Annotated in this window: 14 protein-coding genes and 1 pseudogene; 12 read left to right on the top strand and 3 right to left on the bottom strand. The window is 71.5% G+C overall.

Annotated features, from left to right (window positions below):
* The first annotated feature begins 267 nt into the window (after positions 1-267).
* The 9 genes from EV284_RS21405 (at position 268) to pssA (ending at position 11,202) form a co-directional block, all read left to right on the top strand.
* Positions 268-2,073, top strand: a complete 1,806-nt coding sequence (locus tag EV284_RS21405; protein ID WP_130336667.1) for a 3-hydroxyacyl-CoA dehydrogenase — start codon at positions 268-270, stop codon at positions 2,071-2,073.
* A 148-nt stretch (positions 2,074-2,221) separates the two neighbouring features.
* Entirely contained in the window at positions 2,222-3,031 is an 810-nt protein-coding gene (locus tag EV284_RS21410; RefSeq protein WP_030809530.1) for a TetR family transcriptional regulator, read from the top strand.
* Positions 3,032-3,451: 420 nt separating this feature from the next.
* Positions 3,452-4,792 carry a crotonyl-CoA carboxylase/reductase gene (gene ccrA / locus EV284_RS21415; protein WP_037855229.1) on the top strand — a complete coding sequence of 447 codons (1,341 nt, stop codon included), beginning with the start codon at positions 3,452-3,454 and terminating at the stop codon, positions 4,790-4,792.
* Positions 4,793-4,802: 10 nt separating this feature from the next.
* Positions 4,803-6,848, top strand: coding sequence for a protein meaA (locus EV284_RS21420; RefSeq protein WP_130336671.1), 2,046 nt, complete (start codon positions 4,803-4,805; stop codon positions 6,846-6,848).
* A complete protein-coding gene (locus EV284_RS21425; RefSeq protein WP_086691030.1) occupies positions 6,845-7,810 on the top strand; it encodes a CoA ester lyase in 966 nt (321 codons plus the stop codon). Before EV284_RS21420 ends, EV284_RS21425 begins: the two co-directional genes overlap by 4 nt.
* A gap of 2 nt (positions 7,811-7,812) precedes the next feature.
* Positions 7,813-8,325, top strand: a complete 513-nt coding sequence (locus tag EV284_RS21430) for a MaoC family dehydratase (protein ID WP_130337438.1) — start codon at positions 7,813-7,815, stop codon at positions 8,323-8,325.
* Complete coding sequence (locus tag EV284_RS21435; protein WP_130336673.1) at positions 8,326-9,531, top strand: acyl-CoA dehydrogenase family protein; 1,206 nt, start codon at positions 8,326-8,328, stop codon at positions 9,529-9,531.
* A gap of 170 nt (positions 9,532-9,701) precedes the next feature.
* The gene (locus EV284_RS21440) at positions 9,702-10,361 is read left to right on the top strand and encodes a phosphatidylserine decarboxylase (protein ID WP_130336675.1); all 660 of its coding nucleotides are present in this window, start codon (positions 9,702-9,704) and stop codon (positions 10,359-10,361) included.
* Positions 10,348-11,202: a CDP-diacylglycerol--serine O-phosphatidyltransferase gene (gene pssA, locus EV284_RS21445; RefSeq protein WP_086691039.1), complete on the top strand. Its 855-nt coding sequence runs from the start codon at positions 10,348-10,350 to the stop codon at positions 11,200-11,202. Before EV284_RS21440 ends, pssA begins: the two co-directional genes overlap by 14 nt.
* Positions 11,203-11,296: 94 nt before the next feature.
* Here the strand turns inward: pssA and EV284_RS21450 are convergent, their stop codons facing one another.
* A complete protein-coding gene (locus EV284_RS21450; protein ID WP_207229115.1) occupies positions 11,297-12,394 on the bottom strand; it encodes a glycerate kinase in 1,098 nt (365 codons plus the stop codon).
* Positions 12,395-12,515: 121 nt separating this feature from the next.
* Between EV284_RS21450 and EV284_RS21455 the strand changes: the two genes are divergently transcribed.
* From EV284_RS21455 to EV284_RS21465, 3 genes are read left to right on the top strand one after another with little or no spacing between them, the layout of a single operon-like run.
* Positions 12,516-13,010, top strand: coding sequence for an NUDIX hydrolase (locus EV284_RS21455; protein ID WP_130336677.1), 495 nt, complete (start codon positions 12,516-12,518; stop codon positions 13,008-13,010).
* Positions 13,011-13,012: 2 nt separating this feature from the next.
* Positions 13,013-13,324 carry a hypothetical protein gene (locus tag EV284_RS33015; protein ID WP_207229120.1) on the top strand — a complete coding sequence of 104 codons (312 nt, stop codon included), beginning with the start codon at positions 13,013-13,015 and terminating at the stop codon, positions 13,322-13,324.
* A gap of 49 nt (positions 13,325-13,373) precedes the next feature.
* A complete protein-coding gene (locus tag EV284_RS21465) occupies positions 13,374-14,105 on the top strand; it encodes a Sir2 family NAD-dependent protein deacetylase (protein WP_130336679.1) in 732 nt (243 codons plus the stop codon).
* Between the two features lie 9 nt (positions 14,106-14,114).
* On the opposite strand, the gene EV284_RS21470 is transcribed toward EV284_RS21465, so the two are convergent.
* Positions 14,115-14,624 carry a methylated-DNA--[protein]-cysteine S-methyltransferase gene (locus tag EV284_RS21470; protein ID WP_130336681.1) on the bottom strand — a complete coding sequence of 170 codons (510 nt, stop codon included), beginning with the start codon at positions 14,622-14,624 and terminating at the stop codon, positions 14,115-14,117.
* A 10-nt stretch (positions 14,625-14,634) separates the two neighbouring features.
* Positions 14,635-16,133, bottom strand: a pseudogene (locus EV284_RS21475) (AlkA N-terminal domain-containing protein).
* Positions 16,134-16,259 lie beyond the last annotated feature (126 nt).

Genomic DNA, 16,259 nt, shown 5'->3' on the forward strand with positions numbered 1-16,259 from the left:
TACTCACTGGTTAAGCTCAGACGAGCGAGTTACCCACTCGCGCTTCGGCTGGCGACGGTCTGGTGACGCAACCGTCGAGAGCACGACCCGGCTCCGGGACAGGGCCGGTCGGCAAGTTGGACCGTCTTGGGCGTGTGCGCGCCCGCCACGACGGCACCGGGCGTGTGCGCTTGGCAGCCCGGCAACACCCGCATCCCCGCGCTTCGGCACGCGTCCTCACGCGTGCCGCGCGTTCCTCGTCGTCACCACTCTTCCTGGAGTTCCGCGATGGCCACTCCCCTGTCCCACACCCCTCCCTCCCCGCTGCGGACGATCGCCGTGGTCGGTCTCGGCACCATGGGCACCGGTCTCACCGAGGTCCTGGCGCGGGCCGGCCGTACCGTGGTCGGCGTCGACATCGACGCGGCCCAGGCCGCCACCTGCGTCCAGGCGCTGGAGCGCTCCACCGCCCGCGCCGTCGAGCGCGGCCGGCTCACCGAGCCCGAGCGTGCCGCCCTGCTGGACCGGGTCACCACCTCGACCGACCTCGCCGCGGCCGCCGACGCCGACCTCGTGATCGAGGTGGCCCCGGAGTCGTACGAGATCAAGCAGCAGATCTTCGCCGAACTGGACCGCGTGGTGCGGCCGGAGGCCATCCTGGCCACGGGCACCAACGCGCTCTCCGTCACCCGGCTCGCCGCCGGCTCGGAGCACCCCGAGCGCGTCCTCGGCCTGCACTTCTTCAACCCGGTGCAGGCGATGAAGCTGGTGGAGGTCGTCTCGTCGGTGCTGACCGCGCCGCAGGCCGTCACCGCCGTCACCGACCTCGCGGTGGAGCTGGGCAAGGAGCCGGTCGCGGTGGGTGACCGGCCCGGATTCGTCGCGGACGGCCTGCTGTTCGGCTATCTGAACCAGGCCGCGGCGATGTACGAGGCGCGCTACGCCTCCCGCGAGGACATCGACGCCGCGATGCGGCTGGGCTGCGGTCTGCCGATGGGACCGCTCGCCCTGCTGGACCTGATCGGCGTGGACACCGCCCGCCGGGTCCTGGAGGCGATGTACGCCGAGTCCCGCGACCGGCTGCACGCCCCGGCGCCGATCCTGAAGCAGCTCAGCCAGGCGGGCCTGACCGGCCGCAAGGCGGGCCGCGGCTTCTACACCTACGCGGCTCCGGGCAGCGCCGAGACCGTCCCGGACGCCCTCACCCCGGCGCCCGGCAACGCCGCGGCGACGGGCCGTGCGGTGCGCTCGGTGGGCGTGGCCGGGTCCGGCACGATGGCGTCGGGCATCGCGGAGGTCTTCGCGAAGGCCGGGTTCGAGGTGGTCCTGGCCGCCCGCAGCGAGGAGAAGGCGCAGGCCGCCAAGGCGCGCGTCGGCAAGTCGCTGGACCGCTCCGTCGCCAGGGGCCGTCTGACCGCCGAGTCGGCGGCCGGGATGCTGGAGCGGATCACCCCGGCGGGCGGCTACGAAGCGTTCGCGGACGTCGATCTGGCCGTGGAGGCGGTCGCGGAGGACCTGGACGTCAAGCGGCAGCTCTTCCAGGCGCTGGACAAGGTCTGCAAGCCGGGCGCGGTCCTGGCCACCACCACCTCCTCGCTGCCCGTCGTCGCCTGCGCCCGCGCCACCTCGCGCCCGCAGGACGTGATCGGGATGCACTTCTTCAACCCGGCCCCGGCGATGAAGCTGGTGGAGGTGGTGCGCACGGTCCTCACCGGCGACGACACCCACGCCACCGTCCGCGAGGTCTGCGCCAGGCTGGGCAAGCACCCGGTGGACTGCGGCGACCGCGCCGGCTTCATCGTGAACGCGCTGCTGTTCCCGTACCTGAACAACGCGATCAAGATGGTCGAGGAGCACTACGCGACCCTGGACGACATCGACGCGGCGATGCGGCTGGGCGGCGGCTACCCGATGGGCCCGTTCGAACTGCTGGACGTGGTCGGTCTCGACGTCTCGCTGGCCATCGAGAAGGTGCTGCACCGCGAGTTCCGCGACCCGGGCCTCGCCCCGGCGCCGCTGCTGGAGCACCTGGTGGCGGCGGGCTGCCTGGGCCGCAAGACCGGCCGGGGTTTCCGCGAGTATGCCCGCCGCTGACGGCGGCGGTCTCCGGGACGGGCCGGAGTGGGGCGGGCTGCTCGAACCGGGCGGCCTCACCCCGCCCGGCCGGGCCCCCACCCGCTCCGGGGACGAGGGCCTCCCGGCACCCGCGCGTGGCACGGCGTCCATGCAGTACGTTCGGGTCATGTCCCAGCCCGTCAGGTCCTCACGTACATCCGCCGCCTCCGACGCCCCGGAGAGCGCCGCGGGCGGCCGCGCCGCCGCCCAGCGGCTGAAGATGCGCCGGGAACTGGCGGCGGCCGCGATGGAGCTCTTCGCGTCCAAGGGGTACGAGGCGACCACGGTGGACGAGATCGCGGCGGCGGCCGGGGTGGCCCGGCGCACCTTCTTCCGCCACTTCCGCTCCAAGGAAGAGGCGATCTTCCCCGACCACGACGACACCCTGATCCGGGCCGAGGCGGTGCTCAACGCGGCCCCGGCGCACGAGCATCCGCTCGACACCGTGTGCCGCGGGATCAAGGAGGTCATGCGGATGTACGCGGCCCAGCCGGAGATCTCGGTGGCCCGCTACCGGCTGACCCGCGAGGTGCCGACGCTGCGCGAGGCGGAGATCGCCTCGGTGGCCCGTTACGAGCGGCTTTTCACCCGCTATCTGCTGGGCCACTTCGACGAGCGGGCGCACGCCGACGACGCCAACGACGACCCGCTGCTGGCCGAGGTCGCCGCGTCCGCCGTGGTCACCGCCCACAACCACGTGCTGCGGCGCTGGCTGCGGGCGGACGGCCAGGGCGACGTGGAGGCGCAGCTCGACCACGCCTTCGCCATCGTGCGCCGGACCTTCGGCACCGGTATCGGCGCCGGCCGGAGCACGGCCGCCGCGGCCGCTCCGGCGACGGTCTCCGCGCAGGGCGAGGTACTGGTGACGGTCGCCCGCACCGACGCCCCGCTGGACGAGGTCATGCGCACCATCGAGCAGGCACTCAAGGAGCGCTGAGCACACCCTTCCCGCTGTGACGACGGCCACCCCCCGGGGTGGCCGTTTTGCCATGTCCGGGCCCGTTTTCCGGCACCCTCCGGAGCCCGTTCGATCGATCATCGCTCATTTGTTACGTAAAGATTTCATGTGAGAGGAAGTTCTGGCACTCAGTGCCTTGCCGCCTGACACGCGGTGTCATACGTTGAGAGTGTCCGGACGGCCGGCGCGTAGCGAAATCCCGCGCGTCGGCTGTCCCCGCAAGCCACCCGGCTCGCGCGTCCGGACGCCTGCGTCACAGGCAACCTCCCGCGCCACAAAGCGCCGCCGAAGCACCCGCCGCCAACCGACGGCACCCCCTCGCACCCCCGAGCGCACTTCCCGCACCGACGAAACCCCAGCGCCCCTCCCTCAAGGGCGCTCACCGCCGGAGGCAATACCGTGACCGTGAAGGACATCCTCGCCGCGATCCAGTCGGACGCCACGTCCGCCGACTTCGCCGCCATCCCGCTGCCCGAGTCGTACCGCGCGATCACCGTGCACAAGGACGAGACGGAGATGTTCGCGGGCCTGGAGACCCGCGACAAGGACCCCCGCAAGTCCACTCACCTCGACGAGGTGCCGCTGCCCGAGCTGGGCCCGGGCGAGGCCCTGGTGGCCGTCATGGCCTCCTCGGTGAACTACAACTCGGTGTGGACCTCGATCTTCGAGCCGCTGTCCACCTTCGGGTTCCTGGAGCGCTACGGCCGCACCAACGAGCTGGCGAAGCGGCACGACCTGCCGTATCACATCATCGGCTCCGACCTCGCGGGCGTCGTCCTGCGCACCGGCCCCGGTGTGAACGCCTGGAAGCCCGGTGACGAGGTCGTCGCGCACTGTCTGTCCGTCGAGATGGAGTCCTCCGACGGCCACAACGACACGATGCTCGACCCCGAGCAGCGCATCTGGGGCTTCGAGACCAACTTCGGCGGGCTCGCGGAGATAGCCCTCGTCAAGTCCAACCAGCTCATGCCGAAGCCGGGCCACCTGAGCTGGGAGGAGGCCGCCGCCCCCGGTCTGGTCAACTCCACCGCGTACCGCCAGCTCGTCTCCCGGAACGGCGCCGGGATGAAGCAGGGCGACAACGTGCTGATCTGGGGCGCGAGCGGCGGACTCGGCTCGTACGCCACCCAGTTCGCCCTCGCCGGCGGCGCCAACCCGATCTGCGTCGTCTCCAGCGACCAGAAGGCCGACATCTGCCGCTCGATGGGCGCCGAGGCGATCATCGACCGCAACGCCGAGGGCTACAAGTTCTGGAAGGACGAGCGGACCCAGGACCCCAAGGAGTGGAAGCGCTTCGGCAAGCGCATCCGCGAACTCACCGGCGGCGAGGACATCGACATCGTCTTCGAGCACCCCGGCCGCGAGACCTTCGGCGCCAGCGTCTTCGTCACCCGCAAGGGCGGCACCATCACCACCTGCGCCTCGACCTCGGGCTACATGCACGAGTACGACAACCGCTACCTGTGGATGTCGCTCAAGCGCATCATCGGCTCCCACTTCGCCAACTACCGCGAGGCGTGGGAGGCCAACCGCCTGATCGCCAAGGGCAAGATCCACCCGACGCTGTCCAAGGTGTACTCGCTGGAGGACACCGGCCAGGCCGCGTACGACGTGCACCGCAACCTGCACCAGGGCAAGGTCGGCGTGCTGTGCCTGGCCCCCGAGGAGGGCCTCGGCGTCCGCGACGCCGAGCTGCGTGCCGAGCACATCGACGCGATCAACCGCTTCCGGAACGTCTGAGGAGCGACACGTGACAGAGCGTCAGACGCCGCAGGCGCGTCAGAAGGACCGTCCGTGGCTCATGCGGACCTACGCCGGGCACTCGACGGCGGAGGCGTCCAACGAGCTGTACCGGCGCAACCTCGCCAAGGGCCAGACCGGTCTGTCGGTGGCGTTCGACCTGCCCACCCAGACCGGCTACGACGCCGACCACATCCTCGCCCGCGGCGAGGTCGGCCGGGTCGGCGTGCCCGTCTCGCATCTGGGTGACATGCGCAGGCTGTTCCAGGACATCCCCCTGGACCAGATGAACACCTCGATGACGATCAACGCCACCGCCATGTGGCTGCTGGCGCTCTACCAGGTCGTCGCCGAGGAGCAGGGTGTCGACATCACCCGGCTCCAGGGCACGACCCAGAACGACATCGTCAAGGAGTACCTCTCGCGCGGGACGCACGTCTTCCCGCCGGGACCCTCGCTCCGCCTGACGACCGACATGATCGCGTACACGGTGTCCCACATCCCCAAGTGGAACCCGATCAACATCTGCAGCTACCACCTCCAGGAGGCCGGCGCCACGCCGGTCCAGGAGATCGCGTACGCCATGTCCACCGCCATCGCGGTGCTGGACGCGGTGCGCGACTCGGGCCAGGTGCCCGAGGAGCGCATGGGCGACGTGGTGGCCCGGATCTCCTTCTTCGTCAACGCGGGCGTCCGCTTCGTCGAGGAGATGTGCAAGATGCGCGCCTTCGGCCGCATCTGGGACCAGGTCACCCGCGAGCGGTACGGCATCGAGAACCCCAAGCAGCGCCGGTTCCGCTACGGCGTCCAGGTCAACTCGCTGGGCCTGACCGAGGCGCAGCCGGAGAACAACGTCCAGCGCATCGTGCTGGAGATGCTGGCCGTGACGTTGTCGAAGGACGCCCGCGCGCGTGCGGTGCAGCTGCCGGCCTGGAACGAGGCGCTGGGCCTGCCCCGCCCCTGGGACCAGCAGTGGTCGCTGCGCATCCAGCAGGTGCTGGCGCACGAGAGCGACCTGCTGGAGTACGAGGACATCTTCGCCGGCTCGCACGTCATCGAGGAGAAGGTGTCCGCCCTGGTGGACGACTCCTTCGCGGAGATGGCCCGGATCGAGGAGATGGGCGGCGCGATGGCGGCCGTCGAGTCCGGCTACCTCAAGGCCCAGCTGGTGGCCTCGCACGCCGAGCGGCGGGCGCGGATCGAGTCGGGCGACGAGAAGATCATCGGCGTCAACATCTTCGAGACGACCGAGCCCAGCCCGCTCACCGCCGACCTGGACACCGCGATCCAGACGGTCGACCCGGCGGTGGAGAACCGGGTGATCGAGGCGTTGGGCACCTGGCGGGACACCCGCTACCAGCCGCCCTTCAACCACCCGCGCCCGTGCAAGGCGCTGGAGAAGCTGAAGGAGGCCGCCAAGGGCACCGGCAACCTCATGGAGGCCACCCTGGAGTGCGCCCGCGCCGGCGTCACGACCGGCGAGTGGGCGGGGGCGCTGCGCGAGGTGTTCGGCGAGTACCGGGCGCCGACCGGTGTCTCCTCCGCCCCGGTGGCGGTGCCCGCCGAGCCCGGGTCCGCGATGGCCGGGGTGCGGGCGCGGGTGGACGCCACCGCACGCGACCTGGGCGTGGGCAAGCTGCGCTTCCTGGTGGGCAAGCCGGGCCTGGACGGGCACTCCAACGGCGCCGAGCAGATCGCCGTACGCGCCCGTGACGCCGGGTTCGAGGTGGTCTACCAGGGCATCCGGCTGACCCCGGAGCAGATCGTGGACGCCGCCCTCGCGGAGGACGTGCACGCGGTCGGCCTGTCCATCCTGTCCGGCTCGCACGCCCAGTTGGTGCCGGACGTGCTGGACCGGCTGCGTGAGGCCGGGGCGCACGACATCCCGGTGATCGCGGGCGGGATCATCCCGGGCGCCGACGCCGAACTGCTGAAGTCGGCCGGCGTGGCCGCCGTGTTCACCCCGAAGGACTTCGACATCACCGGAATCATCGGCCGTATCGTCGACGAGATCCGCACAGCGAACAAGCTCGACCCCCTGGAGGTCCCCGCATGACGACCCCTGTCAACCGCCTGCGTCCGCGCCGCTCCTGTCTGGCGGTGCCGGGCAGCAACCCGCGGTTCCTGGAGAAGGCGCAGGGCCTCCCGGCCGACCAGGTCTTCCTGGACCTGGAGGACGCGTGCGCGCCGCTCGCCAAGCCGGAGGCACGGCACACCATCGTCAAGTTCCTCAACGAGGGCGACTGGACGGGCAAGACGCGGGTCGTACGGGTCAACGACTGGACGACGGAGTGGACGTACCGCGACGTCGTGACGGTCGTCGAGGGCGCCGGCCCCAACCTCGACTGCATCATGCTGCCCAAGGTGCAGAACGCCCAGCAGGTGGTCGCCCTGGACCTGCTGCTGACGCAGATCGAGAAGACGATGGGCTTCGAGGTCGGCCGGATCGGCATCGAGGCCCAGATCGAGAACGCCCAGGGCCTCAACAACGTCAACGAGATCGCGGCGGCCAGTCCGCGTATCGAGACGATCATCTTCGGTCCGGCCGACTTCATGGCGTCGATCAACATGAAGTCGCTCGTCGTGGGCGAGCAGCCGCCCGGTTACCCGGCGGACGCCTACCACTACATCCTGATGAAGATCCTGATGGCCGCCCGCGCCAACGACCTCCAGGCGATCGACGGCCCCTACCTCCAGATCCGCAACGTGGACGGCTTCCGCGAGGTCGCCGGCCGTGCCGCCGCCCTCGGCTTCGACGGCAAGTGGGTGCTGCACCCCGGCCAGGTGGACGCCGCCAACGAGGTCTTCTCCCCCTCGCAGGAGGACTACGACCACGCCGAGCTGATTCTGGACGCCTACGAGTACTGCACCTCCGAGGCGGGCGGCAAGAAGGGTTCGGCGATGCTCGGCGACGAGATGATCGACGAGGCCAGCCGCAAGATGGCCCTGGTCATCGCGGGCAAGGGCCGCGCGGCCGGGATGCGGCGGACGTCCAAGTTCGAGATTCCGGAGGCGTGAGCATGCAGTTCGGGCGCACCTACGAGGAGTTCGAGGTCGGGGCCGTCTACAAGCACTGGCCCGGCAAGACGGTCACCGAGTACGACGACCACCTCTTCTGCCTCCTCACCATGAACCACCACCCGCTTCACATGGACGCCAACTACGCCGAGAGCACCACGGACTTCGGCAAGAACGTGGTGGTCGGCAACTACGTCTACTCGCTGCTGCTCGGCATGTCGGTGCCGGACGTGTCCGGCAAGGCGATCGCCAACCTGGAGATCGAGTCGCTGAAGCACGTGGCGCCGACCTTCCACGGCGACACCATCTACGGCGAGACGACCGTGCTCGACAAGTGGCCGTCGAAGTCGAAGGACGACCGCGGGATCGTGCACGTCGAGACCAAGGGCTACAAGCAGGACGGCACCCTGGTGTGCGTCTTCCGCCGCAAGGTCATGGTGCCGACCGAGACGTACATCAAGGAGCGCGGCGGCGAGCAGCCCGGCCGCCCCGAGCTCAAGGAGCAGGTGAAGTAGATGGCGCGCCTCGCCCAGACCGCCGGTCTGACGGACATCCAGCGGGAGATCCTCTCCACCGTCCGCGACTTCGTGGACAAGGAGATCATCCCGGTCGCCACCGAGCTGGAGCACCGCGACGAGTACCCGCAAGCGATCGTCGACGGCCTGAGGGAACTCGGCCTGTTCGGCCTGATGATCCCCGAGGAGTACGGGGGCCTGGGCGAGTCGCTGCTCACCTACGCGCTGTGCGTGGAGGAGATCGCCCGCGGCTGGATGTCGGTCTCCGGGATCATCAACACGCACTTCATCGTGGCGTACATGCTCAAGCAGCACGGCACGCAGGAGCAGAAGGACCACTTCCTGCCGCGCATGGCGGCGGGCGACATCCGGGGCGCGTTCTCGATGTCGGAGCCGGCGCTCGGCTCGGACGTGTCGGCCATCACCTCCAAGGCGGTGAAGGACGGCGAGGAGTACGTCCTCAACGGCCAGAAGATGTGGCTGACGAACGGCGGAACGTCCTCGCTGGTGGCCGTTCTGGTCCGGAGTGACGAAGGACACCCCGAGGGCACCGCGCCCCACAAGTCCATGACGACCTTCCTGGTGGAGAAGGAGCCCGGCTTCGGCGAGGTCCGGCCCGGTCTCACCATCCCCGGCAAGATCGACAAGATGGGGTACAAGGGCGTCGACACCACCGAGCTGATCATGGACGGCCTGCGCGTGCCGGCCGACCGGGTCCTCGGCGGCGTCACGGGCCGGGGTTTTTACCAGATGATGGACGGCGTGGAGGTCGGCCGGGTCAACGTCGCGGCGCGTGGCTGCGGTGTCGCCCAGCGCGCCTTCGAGCTGGGCGTCCAGTACGCCCAGCAGCGGCACACCTTCGGCAAGCAGATCGCCCAGCACCAGGCCATCCAGTTCAAGCTGGCCGAGATGGCCACCAAGGTCGAGGCCGCCCATGCGATGATGGTGAACGCCGCGCGCAAAAAGGACTCCGGGGAGCGAAACGACCTGGAGGCCGGAATGGCCAAGTACCTGGCCTCCGAGTACTGCAAGGAGGTCGTCGAGGACGCCTTCCGCATCCACGGCGGCTACGGCTTCTCCAAGGAGTACGAGATCGAGCGCCTGTACCGCGAGGCGCCGATGCTGCTGATCGGTGAGGGTACCGCCGAGATCCAGAAAATGATCATCGGCCGGCGCCTGCTCGAAGAGTATCGGTTCCAGGGCTGATTGTCCGGAGACGGGGTGTTATCGCCGAGAAGAAGATCACACCCCGTCGACGGTCTTCGGCCGCCGACTCGGCTTCCTGGCTTGCCCAGTTGCGGCCCGCGCCCGGTACGATCCCCGGAAAGCCGCCGTCCCCCGTCATTGCGCGGCATCATCCGCTACGAAGGTCATCCATGCCCCACAGCCAAACCTCTGCACCCAGCGACAGCCGAGCCGGCGGCGTACGCCTCGCGCGCGGAGCATCGCCGTGGCTCCTCCCGACCGTCGCCACCGCGGCCCTCAGCCTGGCACGGGCCCGCCGCTCGGGCGCCGCCAAGGCCGTCGCCGTGCCCGCCACCGCTCTCGCGGCGGGCATGCTGTGGTTCTTCCGCGACCCGGAGCGCGAGATCACCGCGGGCCGCGTCATCTCGCCCGCCGACGGTGTGGTGCAGAGCATCATGCCCTGGAAGGACGGCCGCACCCGCGTAGCCATCTTCATGAGCCCGCTCAACGTCCACGTCAACCGGGCGCCGCTGGCGGGCACCGTGACGTCGGTCGAGCACATCCCCGGCGGATTTGTTCCTGCTTTCAACAAAGAGAGCGAGAACAACGAGCGCGTAGTCTGGCATTTCGACACCGAACTCGGCGACATCGAGATGATCCAGATCGCGGGCGCTGTGGCCCGTCGCATCGTGCCCTACATCCCGAAGGGCACGAAGGTCGAGCAGGGTGACCGCATCGGTCTGATCCGCTTCGGCTCGCGTGTCGACCTCTACCTGCCCGAGGGCGTGGAGGTCGACGTCGAGGTCGGTCAGAAGACCGTGGCTGGGGTGACTCGCATTGACCGTGATTGATCCAGAGACACAGGCGGGCTGGGTGCCTGAGGCCGACGAGGCGGGCGACGAGGAGGAGATGCCCCTCTCTATGCGCCTGTCGATAGCGGACACCCTCACGCTCGGCAACGCGACCTGCGGCTTCATGGCGGTGTACTTCACCACCACCGGCATCCTGATCCCGCACCTCACCGGCAGCCAGGAATCCGGCATGGCCCGCCACAGCGCGGCCACGGCGGTCATCCTGATGCTCTGCGCGGCGGTGTTCGACCTCTTCGACGGGCTGGTGGCGCGCAAGCTGCGCTCCTCCCCGATGGGCGCGGAGCTGGACAACCTCTCCGACCTGATCAGCTTCGGCCTGGCCCCGGCGTACTTCGTCCTGGTCTACGGCATGGTCGCGGACGACGCGCACCAGCGGGTGGCGGCTCTCGGGGCGATCGTGGTGCTGCTCGCCGTCGTGCTCCGGCTCGCGCGGTTCTCGTGCGTGACGGTGAAGGACGGCATGTTCCAGGGCATGCCCTCGCCGTTCGGCGCGCTGACGGTCGTGTCCATCGTGCTCCTGGAGCTGCCGTTCCCGGCGACCCTGCTGGCCATCGTGGGCATCGCCTGGCTGATGGTGAGCCGGGTCGAGTACCCCAAGCCGCGGGGCCGCCTCGCCGGGGCGGTGCTCGGCTGGATCGTCCTGTCCATGGGGCTGCTGGCAGCCTGGGCCTTCGACGCGCCGGGCGGGCAGCTCCTGCTCCAGGCGGGGTGCGCACTCCAGCTCGTCATGGGCGCGGTGATCCCGCTGTTCGCCACGGCGCGCCGGGTGAACAACTTCCGCGACAACCGCCGGGAGGCGCGAGCGGCGCAGCTGCCGTAACGCGCGATCGCTCTGCTTCGGGGCCCCGGACCTTCACTGGTCCGGGGCCCTTCGCTTTGCCCTGACCTCTTTATCTTTTCCCTGCCCTGGGGTGTCACCTCAGGTGCTGTTCCGCGATGCGGAACGCGACCCGTTCCAGCAGCGGGCCGGCCTGGGCCATGCAGGTGGCGGGGTCGGGTTCCAGGGAGGTGAGGGGGTAGGCCGCCGTGATGCCGGACCGGTGGAGGGTCTCGGGGGGCAGGGTCAGACGGCCGCAGACCGCGAGAACCTCCTTGCCCGCGGCGCGGGCGGCCGCGGCCACGCCTGCCGGGGCCTTGCCGTGCAGGGTCTGTTCGTCCAGGGCGCCCTCGCCGGTGATGACGAGGTCGGCGCGGGCCAGGGCTTCGGCGAAGCCGAGGACGTCGAGCATGACCTCGATCCCGGCGCGGAAGCGGGCGCCGAGGAGGAGGGCCGCGTAGCCGACGCCGCCCGCCGCGCCCGCGCCGGGACGCTCCGCGAGGCCGGGGGCAAGGACGGCCGCGAAGCGGGCGAGGGCGGCGTCGAGGAGGGGTACGTCGGTCGGGGAGGCGCCCTTCTGCGGGCCGTAGACGGCGGCGGCGCCGTGCGGACCGGTGAGGGGGTTGTCGACGTCACTGGCCAGGACCAGCTCGACGGAGGCGAGGCGGGGGTCGAGGCCGGTCAGGTCGGCCTCCGCGAGGTCGGCGAGTCCGCCGCCGCCCGGCCCGACCGGCTCCCCCCGCTCGTCCAGGAACCGCGCGCCGAGCGCCGTGAGCATCCCCGCTCCCCCGTCCGTCGTGGCGCTGCCGCCCACGCCGAGGACGACGGTCCGGGCGCCCGAGTCCAGCGCGGCCCGCAGCAGCTCGCCGGAGCCGTGGGTGGATGCGGTGAGCGGGGCGAAGGTCCCGGCGGGGAGGCGGCGGAGTCCGCTCGCCTCGGCCATCTCCACGACCGCCGTGTCCCCGCGCACCGCGAAGGCGGCGGTCACCGGATGCCCGAGGGGACCTGCGACCTGCACCTCCCGGCGCTCGAACCCGGCGGCGACGGCCGCGTCCACGGTCCCGTCCCCGCCGTCGGCCACGGGCAGCGTCTCGACCACGACGCCCGGTACGGCGCGGCGCAGCCCGGCCGCGACGTGCGCGGCCACCTCCGCCGCCGTCAGCGACCCCTTGAACTTGTCCGGGGCGACCAGCACCCCGCGCCCCACACCGTCCGTCACTCCGCGTCCCCTCACCGCTCGCTGCACCACCCCCCGCGGGTCGGCGCGGCGTCCACCCTAGGGGTTGTGATCGACGCCCCCTGGTTACCCTGCCTGGATGACCACCTCTGACGACTTCGCCACGTACATCGCGGGTCTGCCCCGCGTCCTGTCCGCCGCCGCGACCCTGTTCCGGGACGCGGAGGGCCGGGTCCTGCTGGTCGAGCCGAACTACCGGCCGGGGTGGGGTCTGCCGGGCGGCACCATCGAGTCCGACGACGGAGAGACGCCCCGCCTGGGCGCCCGCCGCGAGACGCTGGAGGAGATCGGCCTGGACCGCGCGCCGGGCCGCCTGCTGGCCGTGGACTGGGTCCCGGTCCCCGGCCACATCCCGATGGTCGCCTACCTCTACGACGGCGGCGTCCTCACCGACGCCGACCTCAAGGCCATCCGCCTCCAGGAGGAGGAACTTCTCTCCTGGCGCCTGGTCCCGCGCACCGACCTCCCCGACTACCTCCCCCCGCCCCTGGGCCGCCGCGTCCTCGCCGCCCTGGACGCCCTGGAGGACGGCGACGGCCCGGCGGAACTGGAGAACGGGCACCGGGCGATCTGACGGTGCCCGGTCCCTGCCCGGAGGACGGCGACCGCCGCCCGCTCGCCACGGTGCTCGCCATGCCGATCGTCCTGCTGACCCTCGTCTCCGCCTACTTCTGCTGGACCGCGCTCACCATCCGGCCCTCCGGGCCCTGGGACGACGACGCGTACGCGGGGATCGTGCTGGCGTGTGTGATGAGTGTCGGGGCGGCCGGGGTGGCGGCGGCGGTGTGGGTGCTGCCGTCGGTGCGGCGGGTGCTGGGGTGGGGGTGGGTGGTGCCGGCGGTGGTGCTGGGGGTGGTCGCGGGGGTGCGGTGGGCCCTAGAGGGGTGAGGGGTATTTCGTTGGCCGGCCGGGGTGGCACCGGCCTAGCCTCGGGGGCATGAGCAAGCCTCTGGTCGCCGTGCTGAGCGGCGCGGGAATCTCCACCGACTCCGGCATCCCCGACTACCGCGGGCCCAACGGGCTGTGGCGCAAGGACCCCGAGGCGGAGAAGCTCGTCACCTACGAGTACTACATGGGCGACCCCGGGATCCGCCGGCGGTCCTGGCAGCTGCGGCGCTCCCAGCAGACCCTGCGCGCCGAGCCGAACGCGGCGCATCAGGCTGTCGCCGAGCTGGAGCGCTCGGGGGTGCCCGTACGGGTCCTCACCCAGAACGTGGACGGACTGCACCAGCGGGCCGGGCTGCCGGAGCGCAAGGTGCTGGAACTGCACGGCAGCGCCCGGAGTGTGGTGTGCACCCGGTGCGAGGTGCGCGGCTCGATGGCGGACGCGCTGGCGCGGGTCGAGGCCGGCGAGGACGACCCGCCGTGCCTGGCGTGCGGCGGCATCCTGAAGTCGGCGACCGTGATGTTCGGCGAGAACCTCGACCCCGTGGTCCTCGGGGAGGCGCTGGCGATCAGCAAGGCGTGCTCGGTGTTCGTGGCCGTGGGCAGCAGCCTCCAGGTGCAGCCCGCCGCCGGGCTGGCCGGGGTCGCGGCGGACCACGGCGCCCGGCTGATCGTCGTCAACGCCGAGCCGACCCCGTACGACGACCTCGCGGACGAGGTGGTGCGCGAGCCGATCGGCACGGCGCTGCCGAAGCTGCTGCGGGGCCTGGCGCCCGAGAGCTAGACCCGAAGGCTAGAAGAGCACCCCCTCCTCGGCCCGCTCCGAGCCACGTTCGAAGGCCAGCAGCCTTCGCTTGCGGTCCAGGCCGCCGCCGTATCCCGTGAGGCTGCCGTCGGAGCCGACCACGCGGTGGCAGGGGACGATGATGCCGACCGGGTTGCGGCCGTTCGCCAGGCCGACCGCGCGGGAGGCACCCGGGGTGCCGAGGGCCAGGGCGAGTTGGCCGTAGCTCCGGGTCTCCCCGTAGGGGATCTCGGTGAGCTGGTCCCACACCCTGCGCTGGAACGGCGTGCCATGCAGACCGAGCGGGACGGTGAAGCGCCGGGTCTCACCGGCGAAGTAGGCCGCCAACTGCTCCCGGGTCTCGGCGAAGACGCGCACGCGGTCGTCGCGCGGGCCGAAGGTGTCGTGGGCCGGGCGGTGCCGCTGGTCGGTCATGTACAGGCCGCACAGGGCGCCCTCGGCGTCCGCGACGAGGGTCAGCGGCCCGTAGGGGCTGTCGGTCACGGTGTGGTGTCGCACGGGAAGTCCTTCAGGCCGGGAGGAAGTTGATCGGGTGGCTGTCGGTCGCCCACAGGTACTGCACGGCGTACGCCCGCCATGGCCGCCACGCCTCCGCGCGGGCGGTGAGCGCGGCCGGGGTCGCGGGCAGGCCCAGGGCCTCGGCCGCGCGCCGGACACCGAGGTCGGTGGGGAGGAAGGCGTCGGGATCGCCGAGGGCGCGCATGGCGATGACGTCGGCGGTCCAGGGTCCGAAGCCGGGCAGCTCCAGCAGCCGGGCGCGGGTCTCGGTCCGGTCGGCCTCCACGCCCAGGTTCAGGGTGCCGCCCGCGAGCGCGCCGACCAGCGTGGTCAGCGTGGCGCGGCGGCTGCGCGGCATGGCGAGGGTCTCCGGGTCCACGGCGGCCAGCGCGTCGGGGTCGGGGAAGAGATGGGTGAGCCCGCCCTCGGGGTCGTCCAGCGGCTTGCCGTGCGCGGTGACCAGCCGGGCCGCGTGCGTACGGGCGGCGGCCGTGGACACCTGCTGCCCGAGCACCGCCCGTACGGCGAACTCCTCCTCGTCCACCGTGCGCGGCACCCGGCGCCCCGGCCCGGCGTCCACCAGCGGGGCGAGCAGCGGGTCGGCGCGCAGCCGCTCGTCCACGGCCACCGGGTCGGCGTCCAGGTCGAGCAGTCTCCGGCACCGGCTGATGGCCACGGTGAGGTCGCGCAGATCGCTGAGGGCGATCCGGCAGCCGACGTGGGTGTCGCCGGGTGTGAGGGCGACGATGCCGTGCCCGTACGGCAGCCGCAGCGTGCGCCGGTAGGAGCCGTCCCGCCACTCCTCCACGCCGGGTACGGCGGTGGCGGCGAGGTGGCCGAAGAGGTTGCCGGGGTTCAGCGGGGCGCGGAACGGCAGCCGGAGCGTGAGCGTGCCCGCGGTGCCGGCCGCTCGGGTCCGGGGTGCGCGGGCGCGCAGGTCGGACGGGGCGAGGGCGAAGACCTCGCGGACGGTGTCGTTGAAGGTGCGGATGGAGGAAAACCGGCGGCGAAGGCGACCTCCGCCATGGGCAGCACGGTGGTCTCGATCAGCAGCCGCGCGGTCTGGGCGCGCTGGGCGCGGGCCAGGGAGAGGGGCCCCGCGCCGAGTTCGGCGAGGAGCTGGCGCTCGATCTGGCGGGCGGAGTAACCGAGCCGGGCGGCGAGTCCGGGCACGCCCTCCCGGTCCACGACCCCGTCCGCGATGAGCCGCATGGCGCGGGCGACCAGGTCGGCACGGTGGTTCCACTCCGGCGAGCCGGGGGTGGCGTCGGGCCGGCAGCGCTTGCAAGCGCGGAACCCGGCGCGCTGGCAGGCGGCGGCGCTCGGGTAGAAGGTCATGTTCTCGGCCTTCGGCGGCACGACCGGGCAGCTCGGGCGGCAGTAGATGCGGGTCGTGAGCACGGCGGTGAAGAACCAGCCGTCGAACCGGGCGTCCTTGGACTGGACGGCGTGCACCCAGTGCTCCCGGTCGGGATGGGGGGCCTGGATGCTGGGGGTCTCGTTCCGCATGCCCCAAGCATCGGGCAGTACGGCACCGGAGGCTGGCGAGTTTCCGACATGCACGTCGGGGGCGGCCAGGCGGTTCGGTCCGGCCACGGGAGGGGCGGATACGCCGACCGACCTGCCTGCCTGCCG

Source organism: Streptomyces sp. BK022 (genome assembly GCF_004217355.1).
In the GTDB taxonomy this organism is placed as follows: domain Bacteria; phylum Actinomycetota; class Actinomycetes; order Streptomycetales; family Streptomycetaceae; genus Streptomyces; species Streptomyces griseoluteus.